19 protein-coding genes, 1 tRNA gene and 1 pseudogene are annotated in these 20,067 nt (G+C 37.8%); 9 read left to right on the forward strand and 12 right to left on the reverse strand.

Going from position 1 to position 20,067, the window contains the following annotated elements:
* Positions 1-6: 6 nt before the first annotated feature.
* Both HIPMA_RS05920 and HIPMA_RS05925 read left to right on the forward strand, forming a co-directional pair.
* Complete coding sequence (locus HIPMA_RS05920; protein WP_013682149.1) at positions 7-1,902, forward strand: TonB-dependent receptor plug domain-containing protein; 1,896 nt, start codon at positions 7-9, stop codon at positions 1,900-1,902.
* Positions 1,903-1,960: 58 nt separating this feature from the next.
* A complete protein-coding gene (locus HIPMA_RS05925) occupies positions 1,961-2,668 on the forward strand; it encodes an energy transducer TonB (protein WP_169309474.1) in 708 nt (235 codons plus the stop codon).
* On the opposite strand, the gene HIPMA_RS05930 is transcribed toward HIPMA_RS05925, so the two are convergent.
* From HIPMA_RS05930 to HIPMA_RS09410, 3 genes are read right to left on the reverse strand one after another with little or no spacing between them, the layout of a single operon-like run.
* Positions 2,665-3,441 carry an ABC transporter ATP-binding protein gene (locus tag HIPMA_RS05930; protein ID WP_013682151.1) on the reverse strand — a complete coding sequence of 259 codons (777 nt, stop codon included), beginning with the start codon at positions 3,439-3,441 and terminating at the stop codon, positions 2,665-2,667. The genes HIPMA_RS05925 and HIPMA_RS05930 overlap by 4 nt on opposite strands.
* On the reverse strand, positions 3,441-4,412 hold the full coding sequence (locus HIPMA_RS05935; RefSeq protein WP_013682152.1) for a FecCD family ABC transporter permease: 972 nt from the start codon (positions 4,410-4,412) through the stop codon (positions 3,441-3,443). Before HIPMA_RS05935 ends, HIPMA_RS05930 begins: the two co-directional genes overlap by 1 nt.
* A complete protein-coding gene (locus HIPMA_RS09410; protein ID WP_013682153.1) occupies positions 4,396-5,283 on the reverse strand; it encodes an ABC transporter substrate-binding protein in 888 nt (295 codons plus the stop codon). The genes HIPMA_RS05935 and HIPMA_RS09410 overlap by 17 nt, the downstream gene beginning before the upstream one ends.
* Before the next feature lie 54 nt (positions 5,284-5,337).
* Here HIPMA_RS09410 and HIPMA_RS05945 point away from each other — a divergent pair.
* A tRNA-Met gene (locus HIPMA_RS05945) sits at positions 5,338-5,414 on the forward strand.
* Between the two features lie 198 nt (positions 5,415-5,612).
* Here the strand turns inward: HIPMA_RS05945 and HIPMA_RS05950 are convergent.
* The 3 genes from HIPMA_RS05950 to HIPMA_RS05960 all read right to left on the reverse strand — a co-directional run bounded on the left by HIPMA_RS05950 (position 5,613) and on the right by HIPMA_RS05960 (position 8,700).
* A complete protein-coding gene (locus HIPMA_RS05950; protein ID WP_052297331.1) occupies positions 5,613-5,999 on the reverse strand; it encodes an RNA-dependent RNA polymerase family protein in 387 nt (128 codons plus the stop codon).
* A gap of 7 nt (positions 6,000-6,006) precedes the next feature.
* Positions 6,007-7,755: an IS1634 family transposase gene (locus tag HIPMA_RS05955; protein WP_013682154.1), complete on the reverse strand. Its 1,749-nt coding sequence runs from the start codon at positions 7,753-7,755 to the stop codon at positions 6,007-6,009.
* 66 nt (positions 7,756-7,821) lie between these two features.
* Positions 7,822-8,700: a conjugal transfer protein TraC gene (locus tag HIPMA_RS05960; RefSeq protein WP_013682155.1), complete on the reverse strand. Its 879-nt coding sequence runs from the start codon at positions 8,698-8,700 to the stop codon at positions 7,822-7,824.
* A gap of 217 nt (positions 8,701-8,917) precedes the next feature.
* On the opposite strand from HIPMA_RS05960, the gene HIPMA_RS09415 reads away from it, so the two are divergent.
* A complete protein-coding gene (locus tag HIPMA_RS09415) occupies positions 8,918-9,496 on the forward strand; it encodes a helix-turn-helix domain-containing protein (protein WP_041324010.1) in 579 nt (192 codons plus the stop codon).
* Here the strand turns inward: HIPMA_RS09415 and HIPMA_RS05975 are convergent.
* Positions 9,398-10,615 carry an IS256 family transposase gene (locus HIPMA_RS05975; protein WP_013681092.1) on the reverse strand — a complete coding sequence of 406 codons (1,218 nt, stop codon included), beginning with the start codon at positions 10,613-10,615 and terminating at the stop codon, positions 9,398-9,400. The genes HIPMA_RS09415 and HIPMA_RS05975 overlap by 99 nt on opposite strands.
* Before the next feature lie 80 nt (positions 10,616-10,695).
* On the opposite strand from HIPMA_RS05975, the gene HIPMA_RS05980 reads away from it, so the two are divergent.
* Positions 10,696-11,523 (forward strand): hypothetical protein, encoded by an 828-nt coding sequence (locus HIPMA_RS05980; RefSeq protein ID WP_013682156.1) that lies wholly within the window; start codon positions 10,696-10,698, stop codon positions 11,521-11,523.
* 141 nt (positions 11,524-11,664) lie between these two features.
* Positions 11,665-12,393: a hypothetical protein gene (locus HIPMA_RS05985; protein ID WP_013682157.1), complete on the forward strand. Its 729-nt coding sequence runs from the start codon at positions 11,665-11,667 to the stop codon at positions 12,391-12,393.
* A 41-nt stretch (positions 12,394-12,434) separates the two neighbouring features.
* Here the strand turns inward: HIPMA_RS05985 and HIPMA_RS05990 are convergent, their stop codons facing one another.
* Complete coding sequence (locus HIPMA_RS05990; RefSeq protein WP_013682158.1) at positions 12,435-12,701, reverse strand: hypothetical protein; 267 nt, start codon at positions 12,699-12,701, stop codon at positions 12,435-12,437.
* Positions 12,702-12,987: 286 nt separating this feature from the next.
* Between HIPMA_RS05990 and HIPMA_RS05995 the strand changes: the two are divergent.
* From HIPMA_RS05995 to HIPMA_RS09195, 3 genes and pseudogenes are all read left to right on the forward strand, one after another.
* Positions 12,988-13,197, forward strand: a pseudogene (locus HIPMA_RS05995) (IS481 family transposase); the annotation flags it as partial.
* A 98-nt stretch (positions 13,198-13,295) separates the two neighbouring features.
* A complete protein-coding gene (locus tag HIPMA_RS06000; RefSeq protein WP_013682159.1) occupies positions 13,296-13,595 on the forward strand; it encodes a hypothetical protein in 300 nt (99 codons plus the stop codon).
* Between the two features lie 80 nt (positions 13,596-13,675).
* On the forward strand, positions 13,676-15,484 hold the full coding sequence (locus HIPMA_RS09195) for a mechanosensitive ion channel domain-containing protein (RefSeq protein ID WP_013682160.1): 1,809 nt from the start codon (positions 13,676-13,678) through the stop codon (positions 15,482-15,484).
* A gap of 10 nt (positions 15,485-15,494) precedes the next feature.
* Here HIPMA_RS09195 and rimO read toward each other — a convergent pair whose 3' ends face one another.
* Genes rimO through HIPMA_RS06025 form a run of 4 tightly spaced genes read right to left on the reverse strand, consistent with a single transcriptional unit; the run spans position 15,495 to position 20,065 of the window.
* Positions 15,495-16,784 carry a 30S ribosomal protein S12 methylthiotransferase RimO gene (rimO, locus tag HIPMA_RS06010; protein ID WP_013682161.1) on the reverse strand — a complete coding sequence of 430 codons (1,290 nt, stop codon included), beginning with the start codon at positions 16,782-16,784 and terminating at the stop codon, positions 15,495-15,497.
* Positions 16,781-18,601 carry a translational GTPase TypA gene (gene typA / locus HIPMA_RS06015; protein ID WP_013682162.1) on the reverse strand — a complete coding sequence of 607 codons (1,821 nt, stop codon included), beginning with the start codon at positions 18,599-18,601 and terminating at the stop codon, positions 16,781-16,783. Before typA ends, rimO begins: the two co-directional genes overlap by 4 nt.
* Before the next feature lie 26 nt (positions 18,602-18,627).
* The gene (locus HIPMA_RS06020) at positions 18,628-19,722 is read right to left on the reverse strand and encodes an NAD(P)H-dependent flavin oxidoreductase (RefSeq protein ID WP_013682163.1); all 1,095 of its coding nucleotides are present in this window, start codon (positions 19,720-19,722) and stop codon (positions 18,628-18,630) included.
* A 4-nt stretch (positions 19,723-19,726) separates the two neighbouring features.
* On the reverse strand, positions 19,727-20,065 hold the full coding sequence (locus tag HIPMA_RS06025; RefSeq protein ID WP_013682164.1) for a phage holin family protein: 339 nt from the start codon (positions 20,063-20,065) through the stop codon (positions 19,727-19,729).
* Positions 20,066-20,067: the final 2 nt, after the last annotated feature.

Below are 20,067 nucleotides of genomic sequence, written 5' to 3' on the forward strand. Positions count from 1 at the left end.
GTAAAAATGAGCTTAAAAAGAATATTGGCTTTTAGCTGCGCAGTTTTACTATTTGTTAACACATCCCATGCCGCGGATAGTTTAGATAATACAATAGTCGTTACAGCAACAAGGACACAGGCAAAGATAGCAACAACCCCATCCAAGGTTAACGTTATAACATCAAAACAACTAAAAGATGGTGAGATTATATACATCAAAGATGCTTTAAAAGAAATAGAAGGATTATCTTTAACATCAAATGGCGCATTTGGAGGACAAACAAGCGTTTACATGAGGGGATTACCAACATATTACACAAAAACCTTAATAGATGGAATTGATGTGTCTGATCCATCTAAAACTCAGCCATATTACAATTTTGCCAATCTGACCCCAGATGGAATAAGTAGAATAGAAATCGTTCAAGGCGCCCAAAGCGGCTTATACGGTTCCAGTGCTGTTGGTGGAGTCATTAATATAATAACAAAAAGAGGCAAAGGCAAACCCCATCTGAAATACTCACAAGAGGTTGGTTCTTTCGATACTTATAAAGAATCGATAGAGTCTGGCGGTATAGTTAACAACTTAAGCTTTTATGTAAACATAATGAGGTTTGATACAGGCGGCATATCAAAAATGGACAAACTCAACACCGATAATTCCTATTCAAGAGGTGATGAGGACGATTCATATCACCAAACTCAATTCAATACAAGACTTGAATATAAATTTGACAACTCCTTGAAAATAGGAACAACAATACTCGGTTATAAAACAAGAAACTATATGGACTATGCTTCTCCCGCAAATGACTCTGCAGACTCAAATGAAACACCAACAGCCAAGAGTTACAGATACGAAACGCACTTCTTTATGACAAAATTATATTTAGAGAAAGAGTTAGAAGATATATCAATAAAACCATCTATATTTTATATGCAAAATCTAAGATACAATAAATCCATTGACCCCTCTTGGTGGTATAATAAATATTTTAAAAGCAGGAAGTGGGGCGGAAGCTTGTTGATGACTTACAAAGCTCTGAAAAATACTAAAATTACAACAGATATCGATTTCAAGAAATATAAAGTAGACATAAGCAAAGATTACTCTCCTCCTGCTATTAAAAAGCTAAAATATAACGTGGGATATTTTCTTGAGATTGAACAAAGTATAAAAAACCTAATTATTCAAGCAACAGCACGGGAAGATCATTTCTCAACATTCGGCAATCACTTTACATACAAACTGGGCGCAAATTACTTAATAGATAAAACAAACACAATTTTGAAGGCAAATTACGGAACAGGCTTCAGGGCACCGAGTATATATGAGCTCTATTCATCTTACGGAAACGAAAACTTAAATCCTGAAAAATCAAAAAACTGGGACTTTGGGTTAGTACAAACCCTGCCATATAAAACAAATATATCAATAACATATTTTAAAAACATAATAAAAGATAGGATAGGATTTGACATGACAACATGGAAATACACCCAGAAAGAAGGTAAAACTATCTCGGACGGTTTTGAAATAGGCATAAAATCCAACCCAATAAGCTTTCTCATAATAGGCGCAAACTATACATACACTGCAAGTAAAGATCCAGATACAGGCAATCAAGCAAAAAAAATTCCTTTAAGGGTTTATGCAGGCTATGTAACGTTAAAACCTATAGGCAATAAACTTATTACAACCTTAAATGGCAGGTATATAGGCAAAAGATACGACGATGCAAACCACAAGCATCAAACAGGCAAATATGCCGTTTTTGACTTTACAGTTCTATACAAGCCCATTAAAAACTTAGAAGTATCTGTAAGTGCAAAAAACATCTTCAATAGGTTTTATGAGGAAATCTATGGATACTCAACGCTCCCAAGAAGCGTCTTTGCAAAGGTTTCATATAAATTCTAATAGCTTTGGCTACCATTTCCTTAGCACAGTTGCTTCTTTAATTATAAATGGAGCAGCTGTGCTGCTCTTTTTGCTTAGGCCAATGCCTATACTTATTCAGCCAAACAGTTGGAGAGTTTATAATGTTAGCCTAATCTACCCCGCAAAACCAAAAATAGGCAAAAAACAAGTAGCTCTCTCAGCTACGCTTGCCAAAATTCACCCCCGCGATCCAATTGTAAAACAAAAGTACTCAGCTAAAGAAATACAAAATCAATCAAAAAAAATAACAAAGAAACATTTATCTTATTCTCACATAAGTCCACATAAAAAAGCAGTACAAAAAACAGAGAAGTTAGTAAAAACAAAAAGTGCTATGCATAAAGTAATGCAAACCACCACATCAGGGAATCGCCTAAAAAATAACACCAAGTTCACTGGTACACCCCAAGAAACAAATCAAATTAACACATCAGAAAAACCAAAGGCTATATCTAAAAACTCATACCCATCTATATTCAATTGGATATCGTCTCATAAATTCTACCCAATATCTGCTATATACAAAGAAGAAGAAGGTAGAGTAAACTTGAGTTTTTACATAAAGAAAGACGGAACAATAACACACATAAACACAATAAAGAAAAGCTATGAAGAACTCAACAAAGCTGCCTTGAAAATATTGAAGAGTTCATCCCCTATACCAGCTGATATATTAAAAAGTGCCAGAATTAAACTTCCTGCCTATGTTGTTTTGGCTGTAACATTTAAACTTGAAGATAATTAAATATTTGCTATATAAACAAACGGGTTTGAGTTTTGGGGTTTTTTAAAAACCTCCACATTTTTAGCCCCATATACCTTATTTATAAGTTCGCCGTTTATAACTTCTGAAGGTTTACCTAAAGCTTTTACCTGCCCATCTTTTAGCACTAAGACTCTATCGGCAAATTCACTTACAATATTCAAATCATGCAAAACACCCACTATAGTTAACCCAAATTTCACCTTAAGGTATTTAAGTAAATACAGAATTTTCTCTTGATTGTTTATATCCAGATTTGAAAGAGGTTCATCCATAATCAGCACCTCTGGATTGGAAGCCAAAGCCCTAGCCAGAAAAACAAGCTGCCTTTCACCCCCACTGATTTTGTGCATAAACTCATCAGCCAAGCCATCAAGGCCACATAAACTCAAAGCTGTATCTACAGCTTCTTTATCTTTTTTTGTTTGCCTAAATTGAAACACAGAAAAATGAGGTATTCTACCGGTGAGAACAAATTCTCTAATCCTTAAAAAATTGTAAAATGGAGACTGGGGTATCATCGCAACAGCTTTAGCAAAACTCTTGGCATCAAAAGACCATATATCCTTACTCTTTAGCTTAACTAAACCACAGGAAGGCCTCAATGCCCTCCCTACAATCTTTACAAGCGTTGATTTGCCTGCGCCGTTTGGCCCAGCTATACAAAAAAAGCTCCCATTTTCTACAATAAAACTAATATTCTCAAGAACCCGCTTATTTCCATAGGTAAAACAAACAGATTCTACCTCTATCATCAAGAAAACTCCCTGGTTTTCAAAAAAGCCCAGATAAAAGCCAAACCACCAATAATTCCTGTTATAACACCAACAGGTAACTCAACAGGTGCTACAACACTCCTTGCAATGGCATCGCAAAGAATTAAAAATGCGCCTCCCCCAAAGAAAGAAAGCAGAACAAGAAACCTATGATCTTGAGAAAACACTATCCTAAAGAAATGCGGCACAACCAGACCAACAAAACCTATAATGCCGGCAAAAGATACACTAATCCCCACAGCCAAAGAAGAAATAAAAAACATAACCCTCTTTGTTGTCTCAACATCTACGCCAAGATACAAAGCATCCTCCTCCCCAATAGAGAGAGCATTCAAATTCCAGCTAAACAAAAAGGCTATAACAGCCACACTAACCGATGAGAGCCCAACAAGCCATAAAGCAAAATTTGTCGGCCATTGGAGGGAGCCCATCATCCAGAATATTATGCCATGTAGCTTTTGCGGATCCGACAAAGCCATTATAAACAACACTAAAGATGACGATATAAAGCTTGTCATAACACCTACAAGCAGCATACTATCAAGGCTTAACCTACCCTTTTTTATAGTAAAACCATAAATGGTCAAAACAATAAACATAGAACCTAAAAATCCACTTAACGGTGCAAATCTTTCAAGATTAAACAAAGAACTTATCACTACACCTAAAGCAGCACCGCCGGAAACCCCAAGCGTATAGGGTTCTGTTAAAGGATTTCTAAAAAGTGCCTGAAGTATAACACCACAAACACTCAAAGCACCGCCAACAAAAAACCCAAAAACAACGCGCGGTAATCTTAGTTTAAACAGTATAACATGATCGATATTTGAGCCCTTAAGACCTAACAGAAGTTCCTTTAAAGAAAAACCGCTATCTCCGCTTGCTAAAGAAGCAACAAATGAGACAACCAAAAAAGATAGAAACAATGCATACTTAATCGAGTTTTTCAAAGTCCACCTCAGGATGCAAAAACTTGGCTATCTTAAGAAGTGTTTTGGCAAAAGACAAAGGGTCTGGACTGCACAGGCTATAATCATCCAGAATCAGGATCTTGTTGTTCTTTACTGCATTCAAAAACTTAAATTGCCTCCACCTTTTAGCCTGCTTTACACCATCAAAACCCATTTGAGATATTATGATAGCATCAGGATTACTCCTTATAACCTCAGCAGGTGAATATATCCCATTTCTGACATTGGCAGCTATATTGATACCGCCAGCAAATGTTATAAAATCGTTTATAAAGGAATCTTTGTTTGCTGTAAACACAGGATTTGCGCCTATCTGAACAAACACCTTGACTTTATTCAATTCTTCTGTGGCCTTTTTGATCTTAAAAACCATTCTCTTGGCTCTTTTGACTATACGATTGGCCAAGTCTTCCCTATCTATCAGATTAGCAAGCCTAAGCATCTGATTGCATATATCATCAAAGCTTTTGGGGCTATTAAAAATCACAACATTCAATCCAAGAGAGCTCATCTTATTTATATCGTTTGGGTTCATAAGAGAACTAACTATAACTAAATCGGGCTTGAGCTTTAGAATAGTTTCTATATCTGCACCAACCACACTTCCAACACGTCTTATGTTAAGCCCATTCGGTAAAACACCATAACTGCTACAACCCACAAGCGCCTCAGCTTTTTTCAACATAATGATTTCACGGGTTGCAGCCGGCGTTAAAGACACAATCTTGTCATTTGCAAGCCCAACCAAACTAATAGAACAAAACAGCAAAACAATATAAAAAACACGCCTCAATAACATACCATTAAACCACATAGCTGCATCAATTATATTAAAAAAGATGAAATTCACCAAAAAAATCTTGACATTTAAAAATAAATGGCTATATTTATGAGCGTTGCTTGACGCGGGGTGGAGCAGTCTGGTAGCTCGTCGGGCTCATAACCCGAAGGTCGGAGGTTCAAATCCTCCCCCCGCTACCAAAGAAAAGCCTAATCTGAAGCCAATCTCGGCAAGGCTGAGGTTGGCTTTTTTTGTTGGTGAAATTCAAGGTGTCCACGAAAGTTATTTATTCATTGCAATTTAAAATGGGAAATTTTGGAAATGAACATGAGAAATTGGAAACATAACTTTGGAAAAGTTTCAGCGTGTTTTTCGATGCTTTTGGCTGGTTTTTTATGTCAATTTTCCGAAAAAAATTGACATTCTCCCCTAACAACCCTGAACTCCTCAAGTATAATCCTCACGGTTGTTTGCGCGCAACAGTGCTTCATATACCCAAGAAAGCTCATTAATCTGGGTTTTATATAGCTTAAATCTATCTTTCCATCGGCATACGCTTTCATCATCCATTTTGCCTTACGTCTAAATTTCTTTACATTCCTTTTTCTTGGCAGTATATGTGTTGCCCAAGTGCGATAGCCAGCAAAATCAATTCCTCTTTCTATAGGAAATATGCTCGTTTTTGGATTTAGTTTTAACTTAAGGCCTGATAAAAAGCCCTTTATTTTCTCAAGTAAACCCCATAAATAGGCCTTTGTATCTGCAAGAATTATGAAATCGTCCATATATCCCTCATTCCGCACCTCTTTCTCCATTTATACCATAAAACCCCATATAATTACTACCCAATAGTTCCAATATCAGCCTATGCTTGTTTTCCAACCCAACAATCTGCTCTTGCCCATTAAGTAAGAGTAGATGTATAGCAAAGAAGTTCTCAAACACCCATCTTGCAGTGGGATTCTGAATGGGTTTGCCAAGTTGATTGGGAAAGGATTTGTTTTGATTTTTAAGCTCACTTCTTATTCTGTATTCCAAGGCAGAATAGACAAGCAAAGAGAGTGTCATTATCATAAGCATTGCTTCAATGCGTTTTGGGTTCTTTAGAAACATGGCATCGCTTAAAAACTCTGGTGATTTTAAGAACCTAAAGCCCCTTTCTATTCTCTGTTGAGATTTATACTCATCAAGCAGTTCCTTGGCAGACAGTGTCATATCATTGGTTGCAAGGATAAAAAGGCCACTCTTTTGGTTCTGTTTTTGTTTTAGGTATTCTTCATTTGGCTTGGTCTCTATAATCCAGTAGTATTCATAGTGGTCTGGTTTAGCATTTGGTTTTGGTCGTCCTCTTGTTTTGTATTTGGGCTTTGATATGAGTTTAGCCTCTGATATCATTATGCATTCTAACTTCTTTGTTTTTTCTTCAAATGCTTTTCTTGCATCAGCTTCACAGAAAAATGCTCTCTTTTGTAATTTCTCAATGAGTTTTGTTTCCTGTTTTTCTTTTTCTTGATACTCTTTCTTTATCGTTTTGTCCCCTCTTGATTTAGCATAACTGCTTTTGTATAAAACCCACTGTTGTTTCATTCCTTCATAATCTACTGTGTACTGGATAGCCTGATAGTTCTCATCAAGCTGAATAAATTCCTCTTCATTGTGGTTTTTGAGTATCTCTTTTGCCTGTTTTAGTTTCGATGGAACCCTTGAGATGAAAAGCATGTTGTTTTTCTTAAACTCTTCCATTGTTTTAGAACTAAAGAGGGCTGCATCGGCTATCACCTTTGTCTTTGTATTATTAGCATTCTTTAAAGAGTTAATATGCTCCTTTACTATATTGGCAAATGCCTGTGTATCTATTTTATTACCATCTGCAGGCTTCATCCATATGGGAATGCCTGCTTTGTGTTCTACTATAAGATTTAAAACCACCTGATTGAGCTCTGGATGGTGGTCTCTGCTGTATCCCTGGGTGATAAAGACTGGGGTTGGCTCATACTCTTCTTCTTTTCCTCCTTTTCCCCATTTTCCTTCACTGTTATTTCCCTTTTCTTCTTTTCCATTTCTTTCTTTTACTTTTCCTTTTTCTTTTTCTTTTTCTTCTTTCGTCTTTTGGTTTGGATACTTACCGTCAAGATGAAAGCTTGCGCTGTCTAAGTGTATGGTAGAGGGTGTAAGGTTCAGTATTTTGAGTGCCCTGCTTGCTATCTTTTCATACAGTTCACTTACGCCGTATTCAAAGAGCTTATCTAATGTTCTACCAAGTGCATCATCGTTGAACCAAGAGAAGTCAACATCCCTTCCGAATAATCTCTTTAGTGGTTTGTCTTTGAAGAAGAGAGGAGTTAGGTAGAGTTGCTTGTTGACATAACCAAGACCGTTAAGGATCATTGCCTTTGTTGCTTCGCCATAGCTTAGGTTCTTTGATTTGCTTGATGATGGTATTTCATCATCTATGGTTTCTGCTATCTTTAGTTCGTCTATCATACCAGCTATTAGTCCTAAGTGATCCATGTTCTTGATAACTGCTTTTTGTTGTAACATTTAAATACCCCCTCTTTTTAGAGGGAGATGTAAGCATTTTCTGTTCCGTTTATTCTAAGACCCTTTTCATTCTTTTACTCTGTGCATTTGGGTTTGGTCAAATAAAATAGAGGTTTGGGTGCGGAAAGGGGGGTAAACGTTGAGGGTAAATATAAACGGCGTGATGATTTGTTCGGCATCGGATGCAACACCCCAGATACCACCGATGAGCTGGTTGGTTATAAACGTGTTTAAACCGTCCGAGCCACCCGGGAAAAGCTTAGGTGTGGTGCATTTGTAGATTTTATTACCGACATGTATATCTGATAGCCCCGCTTGAATAACCGTTTCGGAGGTGATAATCTGCTTGTTTATCGGCTTTAGGTCATCGTAGCCCTTTCCAACAATAACCCTGTCGTTAAACAGGCGTCTTAGAGTGTCAAGCAACTCACTGACAGGCAGAATTCTCGGATTAAGCCTTGCGCCTGAGAGTATCTCTGTTGCATTGTATTTAAAAGCGTCTAAGTCAAGGTCTTTGGCTTTTTTAACAGGAATTTTAATGGCAATAAAAGAACGAAAATACCTTGAAGGAATATCAGATGCCTGCTTTATGCCTTTTTCTGCTCCCTCAAGCCAGAAATCAGCATACCTTTCAACAGCAAGGTTAATTATGTCATACTGACGGGTTTTTAAATTTTTATAAATATCAAGTATTGGTTTAACATAAGGATCAGCAAAGAGAATAAATTGAACAACAGAGTCATCAGGAACTAAAGACAATAAGCTTTTGAGCATGTTTATAGTTGTCTCCCCCATAAAAAAACGGGGAGTAACTTCGTAAATATAACCTATCGTGTCGTCCTGGTTGTAGTAAAGCTTTAAATCCTCATCATAAGCCAGATAAGGCAAATAATCGCTGAATTGGTTTCTTCTGGTCATGTTTTTAAGTTCTCTTAAGGTAAGCAAGGCGCACCCCCAGCATTCAAAGTTTTTTTGTTTTCACTCTACCTATGAGGCATTGAAACTTAACTACAGTAAAGAGGTTGTAAATGAGAAAATAGTTTTCACTGTTAAAGCTACAATAAACTCCCCACCAAAAGGGCTTATAAATTCCCCACCCTTTTGGTAGCATGCCCTAATCTTTTTAAAAGATGGAGGGTAAATAAAATTGTTGGGGGTTTGTATGTATTACTCGGTAAAAGCACTACTGAGTATTGGGAAAAATGTCTCACAGATTGCAAGAGAGCTAAAGATTGACAGGAAAACAGTCAGAAAGATTAAGAAGAGGGTAGAAAGTGGGGAGATTGAAACACCCACCATCAAAAGGAAAAGTATCCTTGATCCATACAAGGATGAAATCATGGAGTATTTAAAAAGTGGTCTCTCCGCTGTTTTAATCCACCAGAAGTTAAAAGAAAAGCATAGTCTAAATGTAAGCTATAGCTCTGTGAAACGCTACATCAGGAAGCTAAAGCCAGGTGAGCCCTTCATCCCCTTAATAAGCCCACCTGGCCAAGAAGCCCAAGTAGATTTCGGCTATGCCGGTTATTTCTATAATAGCAGAAGAAAAAAGAAAGTAAAGTACTGGATATTCTCAATGGTTTTGTCCTATTCGGAGACATCCCCTAATTTTTGTGTCTCTCTCATCATACCAAATCCCTCCTCACTCTTCAACTCCCTTCCCAAACTTAGCAACAAACATCTGATTCAGTTCATATCTTTTAGCCTTAATCAGAGGATTAACATTCCAGGTTTTGTGTAATTTATCTGTTGCAATGAAAAGGGCAACATTTAGGATATCCATGGACTGGAAGAACCCTCCTTTCTTTAGCCTTTGTTTTTCAAAGGATGAATGTACAGATTCAACAGTGTTTGTTGAATTGATGTACTTTCTTATTACCTCAGGGTACTTTAAGAAGGCAAGGAGTTCTTCTTTTCTTGAGTCTAAATATTTGGTGTAGGTCTTGTATTGGTCTTTGAATCTGTCAATTATCTCTGTTTTGAAAATCTCTATCCCTTTTTCAAAGGTATCACAGGAGTATTTAATCTCCTTGAGCTTTTTGTTCACATATGAGGCATCCTCCTTTTTCATATGCTTGTATACGTTTCTTGATGCATGAACTGTGCATTTCTGAATATCCGAGTAAGGAAAGAAGGCTCTTATTGCCTCTGAGATTCCGTTGAAATCATCACAGATGAACATTAAGACCCTTTTCATTCCCCTGTTGATTAAATCCTGGAATACTTCCATCCAGGTGGATCTGTTCTCACTACCAAAGAATGAGTAATATCCAAGGAGTGTTTTTTGAGCATTTGTGTCTATCCCTACAACAGTGTAAACGACAGCTCTCTTTACCCTTTTATCCTTTTCATCCTTTACCATACAGTGATAGGCGTCTATGTATAGAAAATAGTAGTTTTCCTGAAGTTCTTTGGATTTAAATTCAAGCATCTGTGTCTTTATGTATTCAAATATCTCATCGTATGCTTTTTCACTAAAATCCAGTCCTCTCAATTTCATCTTGTGCACGATTTCCTGTTTTGAGTCTCCATTGATTAGGAAGGAGAAGATTAAATCCTCAAAGCTTTCATCATACCTTTGATATTTGGGAGGGAGAAGATGAGAGCGGAAGTTTCCGCTCCTTGTTCTTGGGACATCCAAATTCAGTTTACCAAGGCCTGTGTTTAGGCTCCTTTTGTAGGTTCCATTGCCTTTGTCTTCTGGGTTCTCAAGTAAGTACTCGTATCTTTCCTTACCCATTATCTCAATAAGTAGTCCTTCCATTAGGGTGGCCAGTTTATTCTTTCCGTATTCATCCAACTCCTTTACTACATCCATATCCATGTTTGAGATTATCTCCTTAAGCATCTTTCTGTTCATCTCTTAAAGCTCCTCCATACTTAGCCTAATTTCAGAGTTCATTAGAACAGTTCATTAAACCCCACTCCATTTTAGTAGGTTTGTGGGGGAGACACAAAAATATTTTAAGTCCTACTGCGTATAGCGGGACAGGAGAAGCAGCAGGAGTTGGTAGAATAGGCGAGGAGTTTAACATAGGCTCCACAGAGCAGCTGTCAGCAATTGCAAAACAGTCGGGCACGAATGTTAGAGATATAGGAGCGGTAACGAGGCAGATGACAACAGGAACGCAGATCAATACAGCCAAAAGGATTGGCGATGGCAATGTAAATGTTGGAGCAGATAAATTTTCAGATATTCACGGGGAGTATGGCGCTGATAATACAAAAGGTTTAGAGAGGTATTTAAACGACTATGGCGATGAGCGAGCAATTAATACAGCTTTTGTCCAGCTTGCTATACCTACTGGTGCAGCAAACGGATTGAAAAAATTAGCAGAAAAGCTACATATAACTGAAAAACAACTATTAGATATGACTGGTTTTTGGGGTGAAGTAAACAAAGTTGGTGCTGCTGAAGCTTTGAAAGATGCTTACAGAAAAGTGAAGTCTTGGGGTTATGAGGGAAGTGAGGTTGATTTTGTTAGAGACATGGAAAGCATGCAGCAGATCAGAATATCTGCTGATAGTTTTGCTCTTGAAAATGTCCTTGAGAAAGTTCCATTCCAGAATCTTGTTGCTGCCAATGTTAACAAAGAGATGTACGGCACTGCAAAGAACTTAAATATTGCACCCACACCTGAAGTTGCTTACGATCTGGGTGCATTTGCAGGCGGGGAATTGAATGCCCTTTATAAGTCTAATAAAGCATTCTACAGTACACCGGAAAACATGTCTCAGATAGAGGCTGCAAGAGCATTTAGTCAGTAGGTCGTTGAGCCAGAGATTGCACAGGCTCTTGTTTCGAACGACAAATCTCTCATCAACAGAGCTAATAAAGATATAGAGAAGCTTGTAACTGTAGGCGGACAGAGAGGAAAGGCCTTTGCAACAAGTGCATTAGCCGGGGCGATGCTGAAGTATGTGGGTGGAGAAGTGGATACAGGAATGACTGATACGCACCAAGGATCTATAGCGACTGAAGGACGGGCTAATGCTTCTGTCTATGGTAGTGTTCATGGTGGGATTCCTTTTATTGCAGATTATGGAGTAAAGGGTAGTATTGATGGGTCTGTAAGTGACAGAATATCTGATCTTCTTGATAAAAGATACGGCCTCAACATCACTGGTAAGCAGGTGGATGAACTCATCTACTCCAAAGCGCAGAGTATAGTGGACAAATACGGTGCAACGGGTGATGCTGTAACCAAAGCAAGAGTCTTTGTAAAAAACTTAACCGACGCAATTAAAAGCAATGACATACAAAGAATAAGTAATTTATTGGGACTTTCTGGCGTAACCAACAACATCAAAGAAACTCACGCTCAGGGGTCAGGCCCTGCAAGGCAGATTCAAGGCATTTGGGACAATGGAGCAGGAGCTATGAAGTCCTACCTGTATGATTTGGGTCATACTCTATCAGGCAGAAATCAAAACAGTGATCCTATACTGGAAGGTATAGGAAAACCAGTTACTCACTTACATGTGGGTAGCAACAATGCCGACAACACTGATCGTATACTACATGCCGGTATTTTCGCTGCTGGTAGCAATCAACCTTCAAAAGGAGAGGAAAGCATAAACCCAGATGAGTCTAAGAAGGAAAACCTAACGCCGCCAGATAATCTGGATATGAGGTAACAAAATTTACCAAAAGGGCTTAAAAGGCAGGGTAACCCCGCCTAGTAGTATTTTGTGTTATAAAATCTATGAAACTCGAAGGCAGGGTTATAAGCTACATCATCCATAAGAGTGTCTCTTACTCCTATCTCACTAATATCTTCTATCTCACTATCACTTATAAGTCTACTATTCTCTCTCACCTCTCTCACCCACGCTTTTCTATTCTTTACATCTACAGCATACATAGGATCATTAGCCATTTTCCATCTTTTTACCCCGATTATAACCGCTACTATCGTGAAGATGACAGCTACAAACCACAACATCTCTCACACCTCCTTCCGCTCCTATTGTAACACTTAATTCCTTTTTAAGTATTTGTCAAGTTTTTTTGAGCGGATTTCCCCCATTGCAATGCGGGAAACTTGACAAATACCCTCAACAGATTGACCTACTCCCCATACCTAAAGGCAGGGGATTCTGGCTTTAAAGCGGAAGCTGCCCTGCAAGATGAGGGATCGAGATGATTGGGTCTTACGCTTCCTGTGCCGAGGGTCGAGGCCCCGACCCTGCAGATGTTCAATAACTTCCTGCCTGTATCCCCATAGCTAAAACATGAACGGCCTAACGCCTTTTGAGAAACTGAAATCAACAAAAGCTATGATATCTGAAAACATAGTAAGGTTTCCAACCTTACTACTGGAAGATATCATAAGGGTAGCAGGCTACCCTTATGAATGGTTGAGTAAGTTTGTGAACCTTTATATATTTAGTAGAGGTGGTAAGTATGTGTGGATCACTTACCTTCTTTATTTTTTGTAAAACATATCAATTTCCAAAAATAAATTTACTTGACATTAGTATGATATGAATATTATATATTGCTTAAACATGAAAACAAACTAAGTGGAGGTGCAAAAATGTATTTAAAAGCAAAGGAAGCAATTGCAGGTTTCTCTATTTTCTTTCTAACAGTTGTTGTCTTATCTTTTCCGGCCAATGCAGCATCCACAAATTCAAACTCCAAAAGATTTCAAACCTATAAGGAAAGAGTGCTCAAAAAAACAGATCTAAAAATAGAAAAAACAGAAAAATACTTAAAAAGATTAGAAGGCTACAAAACGTGTGTTGAAAAATCCAATGATTTCCAAGAATTGAAAGCATGCAAAATTAAATATGGTTTTTACCGCTATCGCAAACATAAACCTACCAACAAATAAAGGAAATGGGCCACAAAGTTTACGGCCCGCCGCTAAAATTTTTTCTACCACAACAATAAACAATAATATAAAATGGAGATATGTTTTCTAAGTGTAGAAGTGTATTAATTTTTTTCTTATATGTTTTGCTAATAAATTTTTCAGCCTCCCAGGCAGCGAGCATAGATCAAAATCTCTTTAAAGGCACAAGGGCACAACTAATTGAAAAATACCAAAGTATGCTAAATAATACACCCAACACACAGGATTTTTTAGTCAAAAGAACACTTCTATCTACACTTATAAACATCGTATCATCTAAAGATAAACAATACCAACAAATAAACCAAAATATAAATACAAAAGATCAACTTGCTTTTCTAAAGCTACTTAAATATATAGCAAGCTTACATTTGGAGTACGAGTTTATAAACAACAAACTAACTCAAATAGATAAAAAACTAAAGCTTTTGGAAGAAAGTATAAATCAGGCTAAGAATACCGATAAGAATTTACAAATACTGCAATTGCAGTATGTTATGTATATACTCACCAAAGACAAACTAGCAAAAAGGGCAAACTTTTTGAGTGCTAATTTTCCCAAATGGAAAAATCTCCTATACAACCTGTTTCTAAAAGTGAAATTCGAGCCCGCACCCTTAAAGGATGAAATAGAAAAATTAAAAGTGAAGTACTCAAAATTAGAGGAAAAACTACAACAACTCAGCATAGAAAACGACAGGCTCACGCTTACAAACGACATAAAAAACCTAAATAAAACGCAGAAAACCATAAAAAACATTATTAAATCAAAAGACGGCATTGTATTAAAGATTATAGACAATTACATGTTAATTTATCTCCATAGAATAAAAAATGGAAAAACAGGTTTTAGCAAAGATTTAAATATATGGATGGGAAAAATTAATGATAAAGAGTATTTAGCTTTAGTCCAAGAAGAAAATAATCTTATCCTGTATATTGAAAAGAGAAAGATAGGAAACCTTAGAATGTTTATGAATCACTCAAAGCAGGCCGCAATACAGATAATATCAAATATATGGGACTTTATAACAAAACCCCTGTTTAGCATAGCTTCAAGCAAAATAAGCATACTAAGCCTTTTTTTATCCATAGTGATTTTCATTATAGGAATAAAGGTTGGTAAAACTTATAAGACTAAAGTAAGAAACGCCCGATTATCAAGAAACATAGCTGATTCAACAAAGATAATACTCTCTAATGTCGGTTACTATATCATAATCCTAATAACTTTTTTTATAGCTCTACGTACGATTGGCGTAAACCTATCTTCTTTCACGGTCATACTGGGAGCTTTATCTGTAGGTGTAGGCTTTGGCCTGCAAAACATAGTGTCTAATTTTATTGCCGGAATAATACTAATGCTTGAAAGCAGCATAAGGGTAGGTGATTATATAGAGATTTCAGATAATCTCAGAGGCATTGTTAAAGATATTCAAATTCGATCAACGACCATACTAACAAATGACCACATCGAGGTGGTTGTTCCTAACCAAACGCTTTTCCAGAGCAACGTTATCAATTGGACACTTACAGAGAGAACGCGTAGATTCAGAATACCGTTTAGTGTAGCCTACGGAACGGATCTCGATAGAGTTGAAAAGATAGTTTTAGAGGCATTAAACAAAAGTGATTTAAATTTCGTTAAAGACAGTTCAACAAAAAAGCCTCAGGTTGTTATGATAGCAATGAATAGTAGCAGTGTTGATTTTAATTTGGATGTCTGGGTAAGCGGAATAGATTTAATATACCCCCGAAGAACATCATCAAAATTTTTAAAACTTATATATAAAACGCTTTATGAAAATGGCATTGCAATTCCATTCCCACAACTGGATGTACACGTAAGAGACCTTCCTGACACTTAGTTAGCATACATTAAACTAAAGAGGCTACAACGTCGGCTTGATTGCTAACCTCTTCTATCTTAACCTTAACAAAATCACCAGGTTTTAGGTTATCCGCCTTTATCAAAACAACACCATCTATTTCATAGGCACTTCTATAACTTCTCCCTATCCAATATCCCTCATCCTCTGCAGGCTCATCCACTATCACCTCAAGCACCTCACCCACAAACTTCTCATTTATGCCTTCTGTAATCGACAAGGCAAGACTCTGAGCCTCTATAAGCCTATCATCTTTGGTTTCTTCATCCATATCGTAAAAATTCTTAAATGCTTGAGTACCCTCTTCGTGGTAATACTTAAAAAAACCAGCCCAATCAAGCTGATTGTATTCAAGAAAATCCAAAAGCCTATCAAAATCCTTCTCTTCCTCTGTCGGGAATCCAACAATAAATGTTGAGCGTATTGCCACCCCTTTAACTTTCAACCTTAGTTTATCTGTCAATTTTTCCATATCTTTTACTGTATAGCCCCGCCCCATATCATCTAAAACCCTATCCGATGCATGCTGAAACGGCATATCTATGTATCTGACAATCCGCCTGGCGGTTGACATAAACTCAATCAACTCATCCGTTACATAGCTTGGATAGGTGTACATAAGCCTAACCCAAGACAAGCCTTCTATTTCATCAAGTTTTTTTAATAACTCAACAAGGGCATTTTTCCTATTTTTCTCAAACATATAAGCCGTTGTATCCTGGGCGGTAATATAAAGCTCTCTAACACCTTTATCAGCCAACACCTCAGCTTCTTCAACAAGTTCATCTATACCTCTACTTTTAAATCCGCCCTTGATCAAGGGTATAGCGCAAAATGTGCATCTATTGGAACAACCATCTGCAATCTTAAGATAACCTATGTGTTTTGGTCCAATAATATGCCTATGGATATAAGGTTTTTTTAGATTATGGGATCTTCCCAAAACAACATCGGAGATCCTATCCAGTTCATTTACACCTAAAAAACCATCAACCTCTGGGAGTTCCTCCTTTAGCTGCTGCCTATATCGCTCATAGAGACAACCGCAAACTATAAGCCTTTTTGATGGATCATTCTTCTTAAGTTGGGCAAGTTCAAGTATGGTATCGATCGACTCCTCCTTTGCAGGTTCAATGAAACCGCAGGTATTCACCATTAACACATCCGCCTGCTCTGGCCTATCTGCTATTATACACCCTTTGGTCTTTAGGATACCCAACATATACTCGCTATCTGCTGTATTCTTTGGACAACCCAAACTTTCTATATATATTTTCATATCCTATTATGCTCTGTCATTCTTCTTTTTTGTGCCGATAAAATCTTCTTCCTTAACCTTATAGATTTAGGTGTTATCTCAACAAGCTCATCCTCTTTTATGAAGTTAATAGCCCTTTGTAAGCCCATCGGTGTTATGGGTGCTAAGATTATATTATCATCCTTGCCTGCAGCCCTCATATTGGAAAGCTTCTTTTCTTTGGTGGGATTTACATTCAAGTCGTTCTCTTTGTTATGTTCACCCACTATCATCCCCTCATACACCCTATCATTCGGAACAATAAACAACCTTCCCCTCGGCTGAAGATTAAAAAGCGCATACGCAGTCGCAACACCCTCTCTATCTGAAACCAAAGAGCCTGTGAATCTTCTTTTAATCTCGCCTTTAAACTCCTCATAACCCTCAAGATAGCTGCTTATAATCCCTGTGCCCTTTGTGTCGGTTAAAAATTCATCCCTATAGCCTATCAACGCCCTTGTTGGAATTAAAAATTCAAGCCTGATCCTGCCTGAACCCTTGTTGGTCATATTAACCAACCTACCCTTTCTAAGCTGCAGTTTGCTGGTGATTACACCCATAAACTCCTCATTACAGTCTATAAATACATGCTCAATAGGCTCCAACACCTTTCCATTTTCTTTCTTTAGGATAACCTCAGGCCGCCCTACTGTTAGCTCATAGCCCTCTTTTCTTAAAGCCTCTATCAAAATAACAAGCTGCAACTCACCCCTTCCCTTTACTATCACCTCATCCGGATTATCTGTGGGCTCAACTTTCAAAGAAACATTGCGCTTCTCCTCTAAAAACAGTCTATCCTTTATCTTATTTGCCTGAACTATCGAACCCTCTTTGGATGCAAAAGGTGAAGTATTCGGTGAAAAACGCATAGCCACCGTTGGCTCATCAACCCTCAAGCCAACTATAGGTTTTTGAATCTTAAATGAACCTATCACATCGCCTATGGTTATATCCTCAATATTTCCCGCAATAATGGCTATATCCCCAGCAACCACGCTATCCACATCCTTTAGCCCCAACCCCTCATAAACCTCTAATTTAGCAATTTTAAATGGTCTTTTTAGGTTATTTTTAGAAAACAGGACAAGCTCATCTGTCTTATTTAGGCTTCTGTTTAACACCTTGCCTATAGCAAGCCTACCTAAATAATCCGAATATGAAACATCTGCAACAAGCATCTGAAAAGGCTTGTTTTCATCCATATCAGGCGGTGGCACATCCTTTATTATGGTGTCAAACAGAGGTTTTAAATCACTGTTATTATCATTCAGGTCAAACTTTGCTATACCCTGCTTTGCAATGCAGTAAAGATAACTAAACTCCAATTGTTCATCATTTGCATCCAGATCTATAAACAGATCGTAAATTTCATTCAAAACCTCATCAGGGCGGGCATCTTTTCTATCTATCTTATTCAAAACAACAACTATAGGCAATTTAAGTTTCAATGCCTTACCCAAAACAAATCGCGTCTGAGGCAAGACGCCTTCTGCGGCATCCACAAGCAGAATAGCGCCATCAACCATTGATAGCGCCCTTTCAACCTCACCCCCAAAATCAGCATGCCCTGGCGTATCAACTATATTTATTTTGATTCCTTGATAGTTCACAGCACAGTTTTTTGCCCTTATGGTTATGCCGTGCTCCCTTTCCAAGTCTATATTATCAAGCATTCTTTCTTGAATAAATTGATTCTCCCTGAAAAGCCCGCTCTGTTTAAGCATAGCATCAACAAGCGTGGTCTTACCGTGATCAACATGCGCAATAATAGCTACATTTCTTATTTTATCGGTCTTCATATACCCTCTTTTTTATCTTTATTGGATTAATGGCTGTTGCAGGCCTTTGCGTATCCCTCTTTTAATTCGTCAAATAGCTCTTTTGTGGAAACTATCTTATCCACCCTGTAAACATTAGCACCGGCAAAGGCAAACCCACCTGCAAACCTACCCTTTTGAGCATTTACAAGCGCCTGTGTTATACAGTATGGGGCTTTTTTATAATCACATCCCTTCAAACACTGCCATATACACTTAAACGGCTGTCTCTTCCCCTTTTCAACATCCTCCAAAAACTTATTTCTTATAGCCCTTCCCGGCAATCCAACCGGGCTTTTTATTATTACCACATCCTCTTTTTTGGCTTTTATATAGGCTTCCTTAAATTTTATATCGGCATCACACTCATATGTTGCAACAAAACGGGTACCCATCTGCACCCCATCTACACCTATCTGGTTTATAAAGCGGTATACATCCTCGCCTGTATATATACCACCTGCTGCAATTACAGGTATCTTTTTATCGTATTTATCCTCATACGGCTTAACAGCTTCTATTATCGGAGGCAAAAGCTTCTCTAGAGCAAAATTAGGGTCATCTATCTGCTGGGGCTTAAAACCAAGATGACCTCCGGCCTTTGGGCCTTCAACAACAACACAGTCTGGGGCATCCTTGTAATGTCTATCCCAATACCTAAATATCAACTTCAAAGCCCTATCTGATGATACAATAGCTCCAAACTTCGTATCACTATTCCTAAGCTTTTCATGCGGCACATCAAGCGGCAGGCCAGCACCGGCAAAGACAATATCTATCCCCTCTTCAACCGACACCTCAAATAGATGCTCAAACTCACTCATAGCCACCATTATGTTAACGCCTATAATTCCTCCTCCTGAAAGCTCTTTAGTCTTCCTTATTTCTTTTCTTAAAGCCCTCTCATTGGCCTGTTGAGGGTGCTTCATAAAGTCTTTTTCGTCCACCATTCCAATTTCAGCAGCAGATATAACACCTATACCACCCTCTTTAGCTACAGCGCTGGCTAAAGACGACAAGGATATTCCTACACCCATCCCCCCCTGAACTATGGCATATTTAGCCTCTTTATCACCTATCTTCAAAGATGGTATTTCACACATGCTATCATTCTCCTACAAATATACTCAAAATAAAACTGATAAAACTCATAAACAGGGAAGCAACAAAAGCAGCCCAGAAGCCACTTACATCAAAACCCCTAACAATCTGCGATGTGATCAGAATCATAATGGTGTTTATAACAAACGTAAAAAGCCCCATGGTGAGTATATTCAAAGGCAGTGTTAAAATAATCATAATAGGCTTTAGCGATGCATTGAGAAAGCCTATTATTAAGGATGCAACGGCAAGCGCAACGATGCTATGAATAACAACACCCTTAACAATTATAGCGGCAACCCCTAAAGCTATGGTATTAATAGCCCATTTAATAAGAAAAATCATAA

Source organism: Hippea maritima DSM 10411, assembly GCF_000194135.1.
Taxonomy (GTDB): Bacteria; Campylobacterota_A; Desulfurellia; order Desulfurellales; family Hippeaceae; genus Hippea; species Hippea maritima.

Bases quoted from the DNA above. Each gene is read 5' to 3' on its own strand.
- HIPMA_RS05920 (WP_013682149.1), top strand. From the start codon at position 7: ATGAGCTTAAAAAGAATATTGGCTTTTAGCTGCGCAGTTTTACTATTT.
- HIPMA_RS05930 (WP_013682151.1), bottom strand. From the start codon at position 3,441: ATGATAGAGGTAGAATCTGTTTGTTTTACCTATGGAAATAAGCGGGTT.
- HIPMA_RS05950 (WP_052297331.1), bottom strand. From the start codon at position 5,999: ATGGACGATTTCATAATTCTTGCAGATACAAAGGCCTATTTATGGGGT.
- HIPMA_RS05955 (WP_013682154.1), bottom strand. From the start codon at position 7,755: ATGTTACAACAAAAAGCAGTTATCAAGAACATGGATCACTTAGGACTA.
- HIPMA_RS09415 (WP_041324010.1), top strand. From the start codon at position 8,918: ATGTATTACTCGGTAAAAGCACTACTGAGTATTGGGAAAAATGTCTCA.
- HIPMA_RS05975 (WP_013681092.1), bottom strand. From the start codon at position 10,615: ATGAACAGAAAGATGCTTAAGGAGATAATCTCAAACATGGATATGGAT.
- HIPMA_RS05985 (WP_013682157.1), top strand. From the start codon at position 11,665: ATGCTGAAGTATGTGGGTGGAGAAGTGGATACAGGAATGACTGATACG.
- HIPMA_RS05990 (WP_013682158.1), bottom strand. From the start codon at position 12,701: ATGTTGTGGTTTGTAGCTGTCATCTTCACGATAGTAGCGGTTATAATC.
- HIPMA_RS06000 (WP_013682159.1), top strand. From the start codon at position 13,296: ATGTATTTAAAAGCAAAGGAAGCAATTGCAGGTTTCTCTATTTTCTTT.
- HIPMA_RS09195 (WP_013682160.1), top strand. From the start codon at position 13,676: ATGTTTTCTAAGTGTAGAAGTGTATTAATTTTTTTCTTATATGTTTTG.
- rimO (WP_013682161.1), bottom strand. From the start codon at position 16,784: ATGAAAATATATATAGAAAGTTTGGGTTGTCCAAAGAATACAGCAGAT.
- typA (WP_013682162.1), bottom strand. From the start codon at position 18,601: ATGAAGACCGATAAAATAAGAAATGTAGCTATTATTGCGCATGTTGAT.
- HIPMA_RS06020 (WP_013682163.1), bottom strand. From the start codon at position 19,722: ATGTGTGAAATACCATCTTTGAAGATAGGTGATAAAGAGGCTAAATAT.
- HIPMA_RS06025 (WP_013682164.1), bottom strand. From the start codon at position 20,065: ATGATTTTTCTTATTAAATGGGCTATTAATACCATAGCTTTAGGGGTT.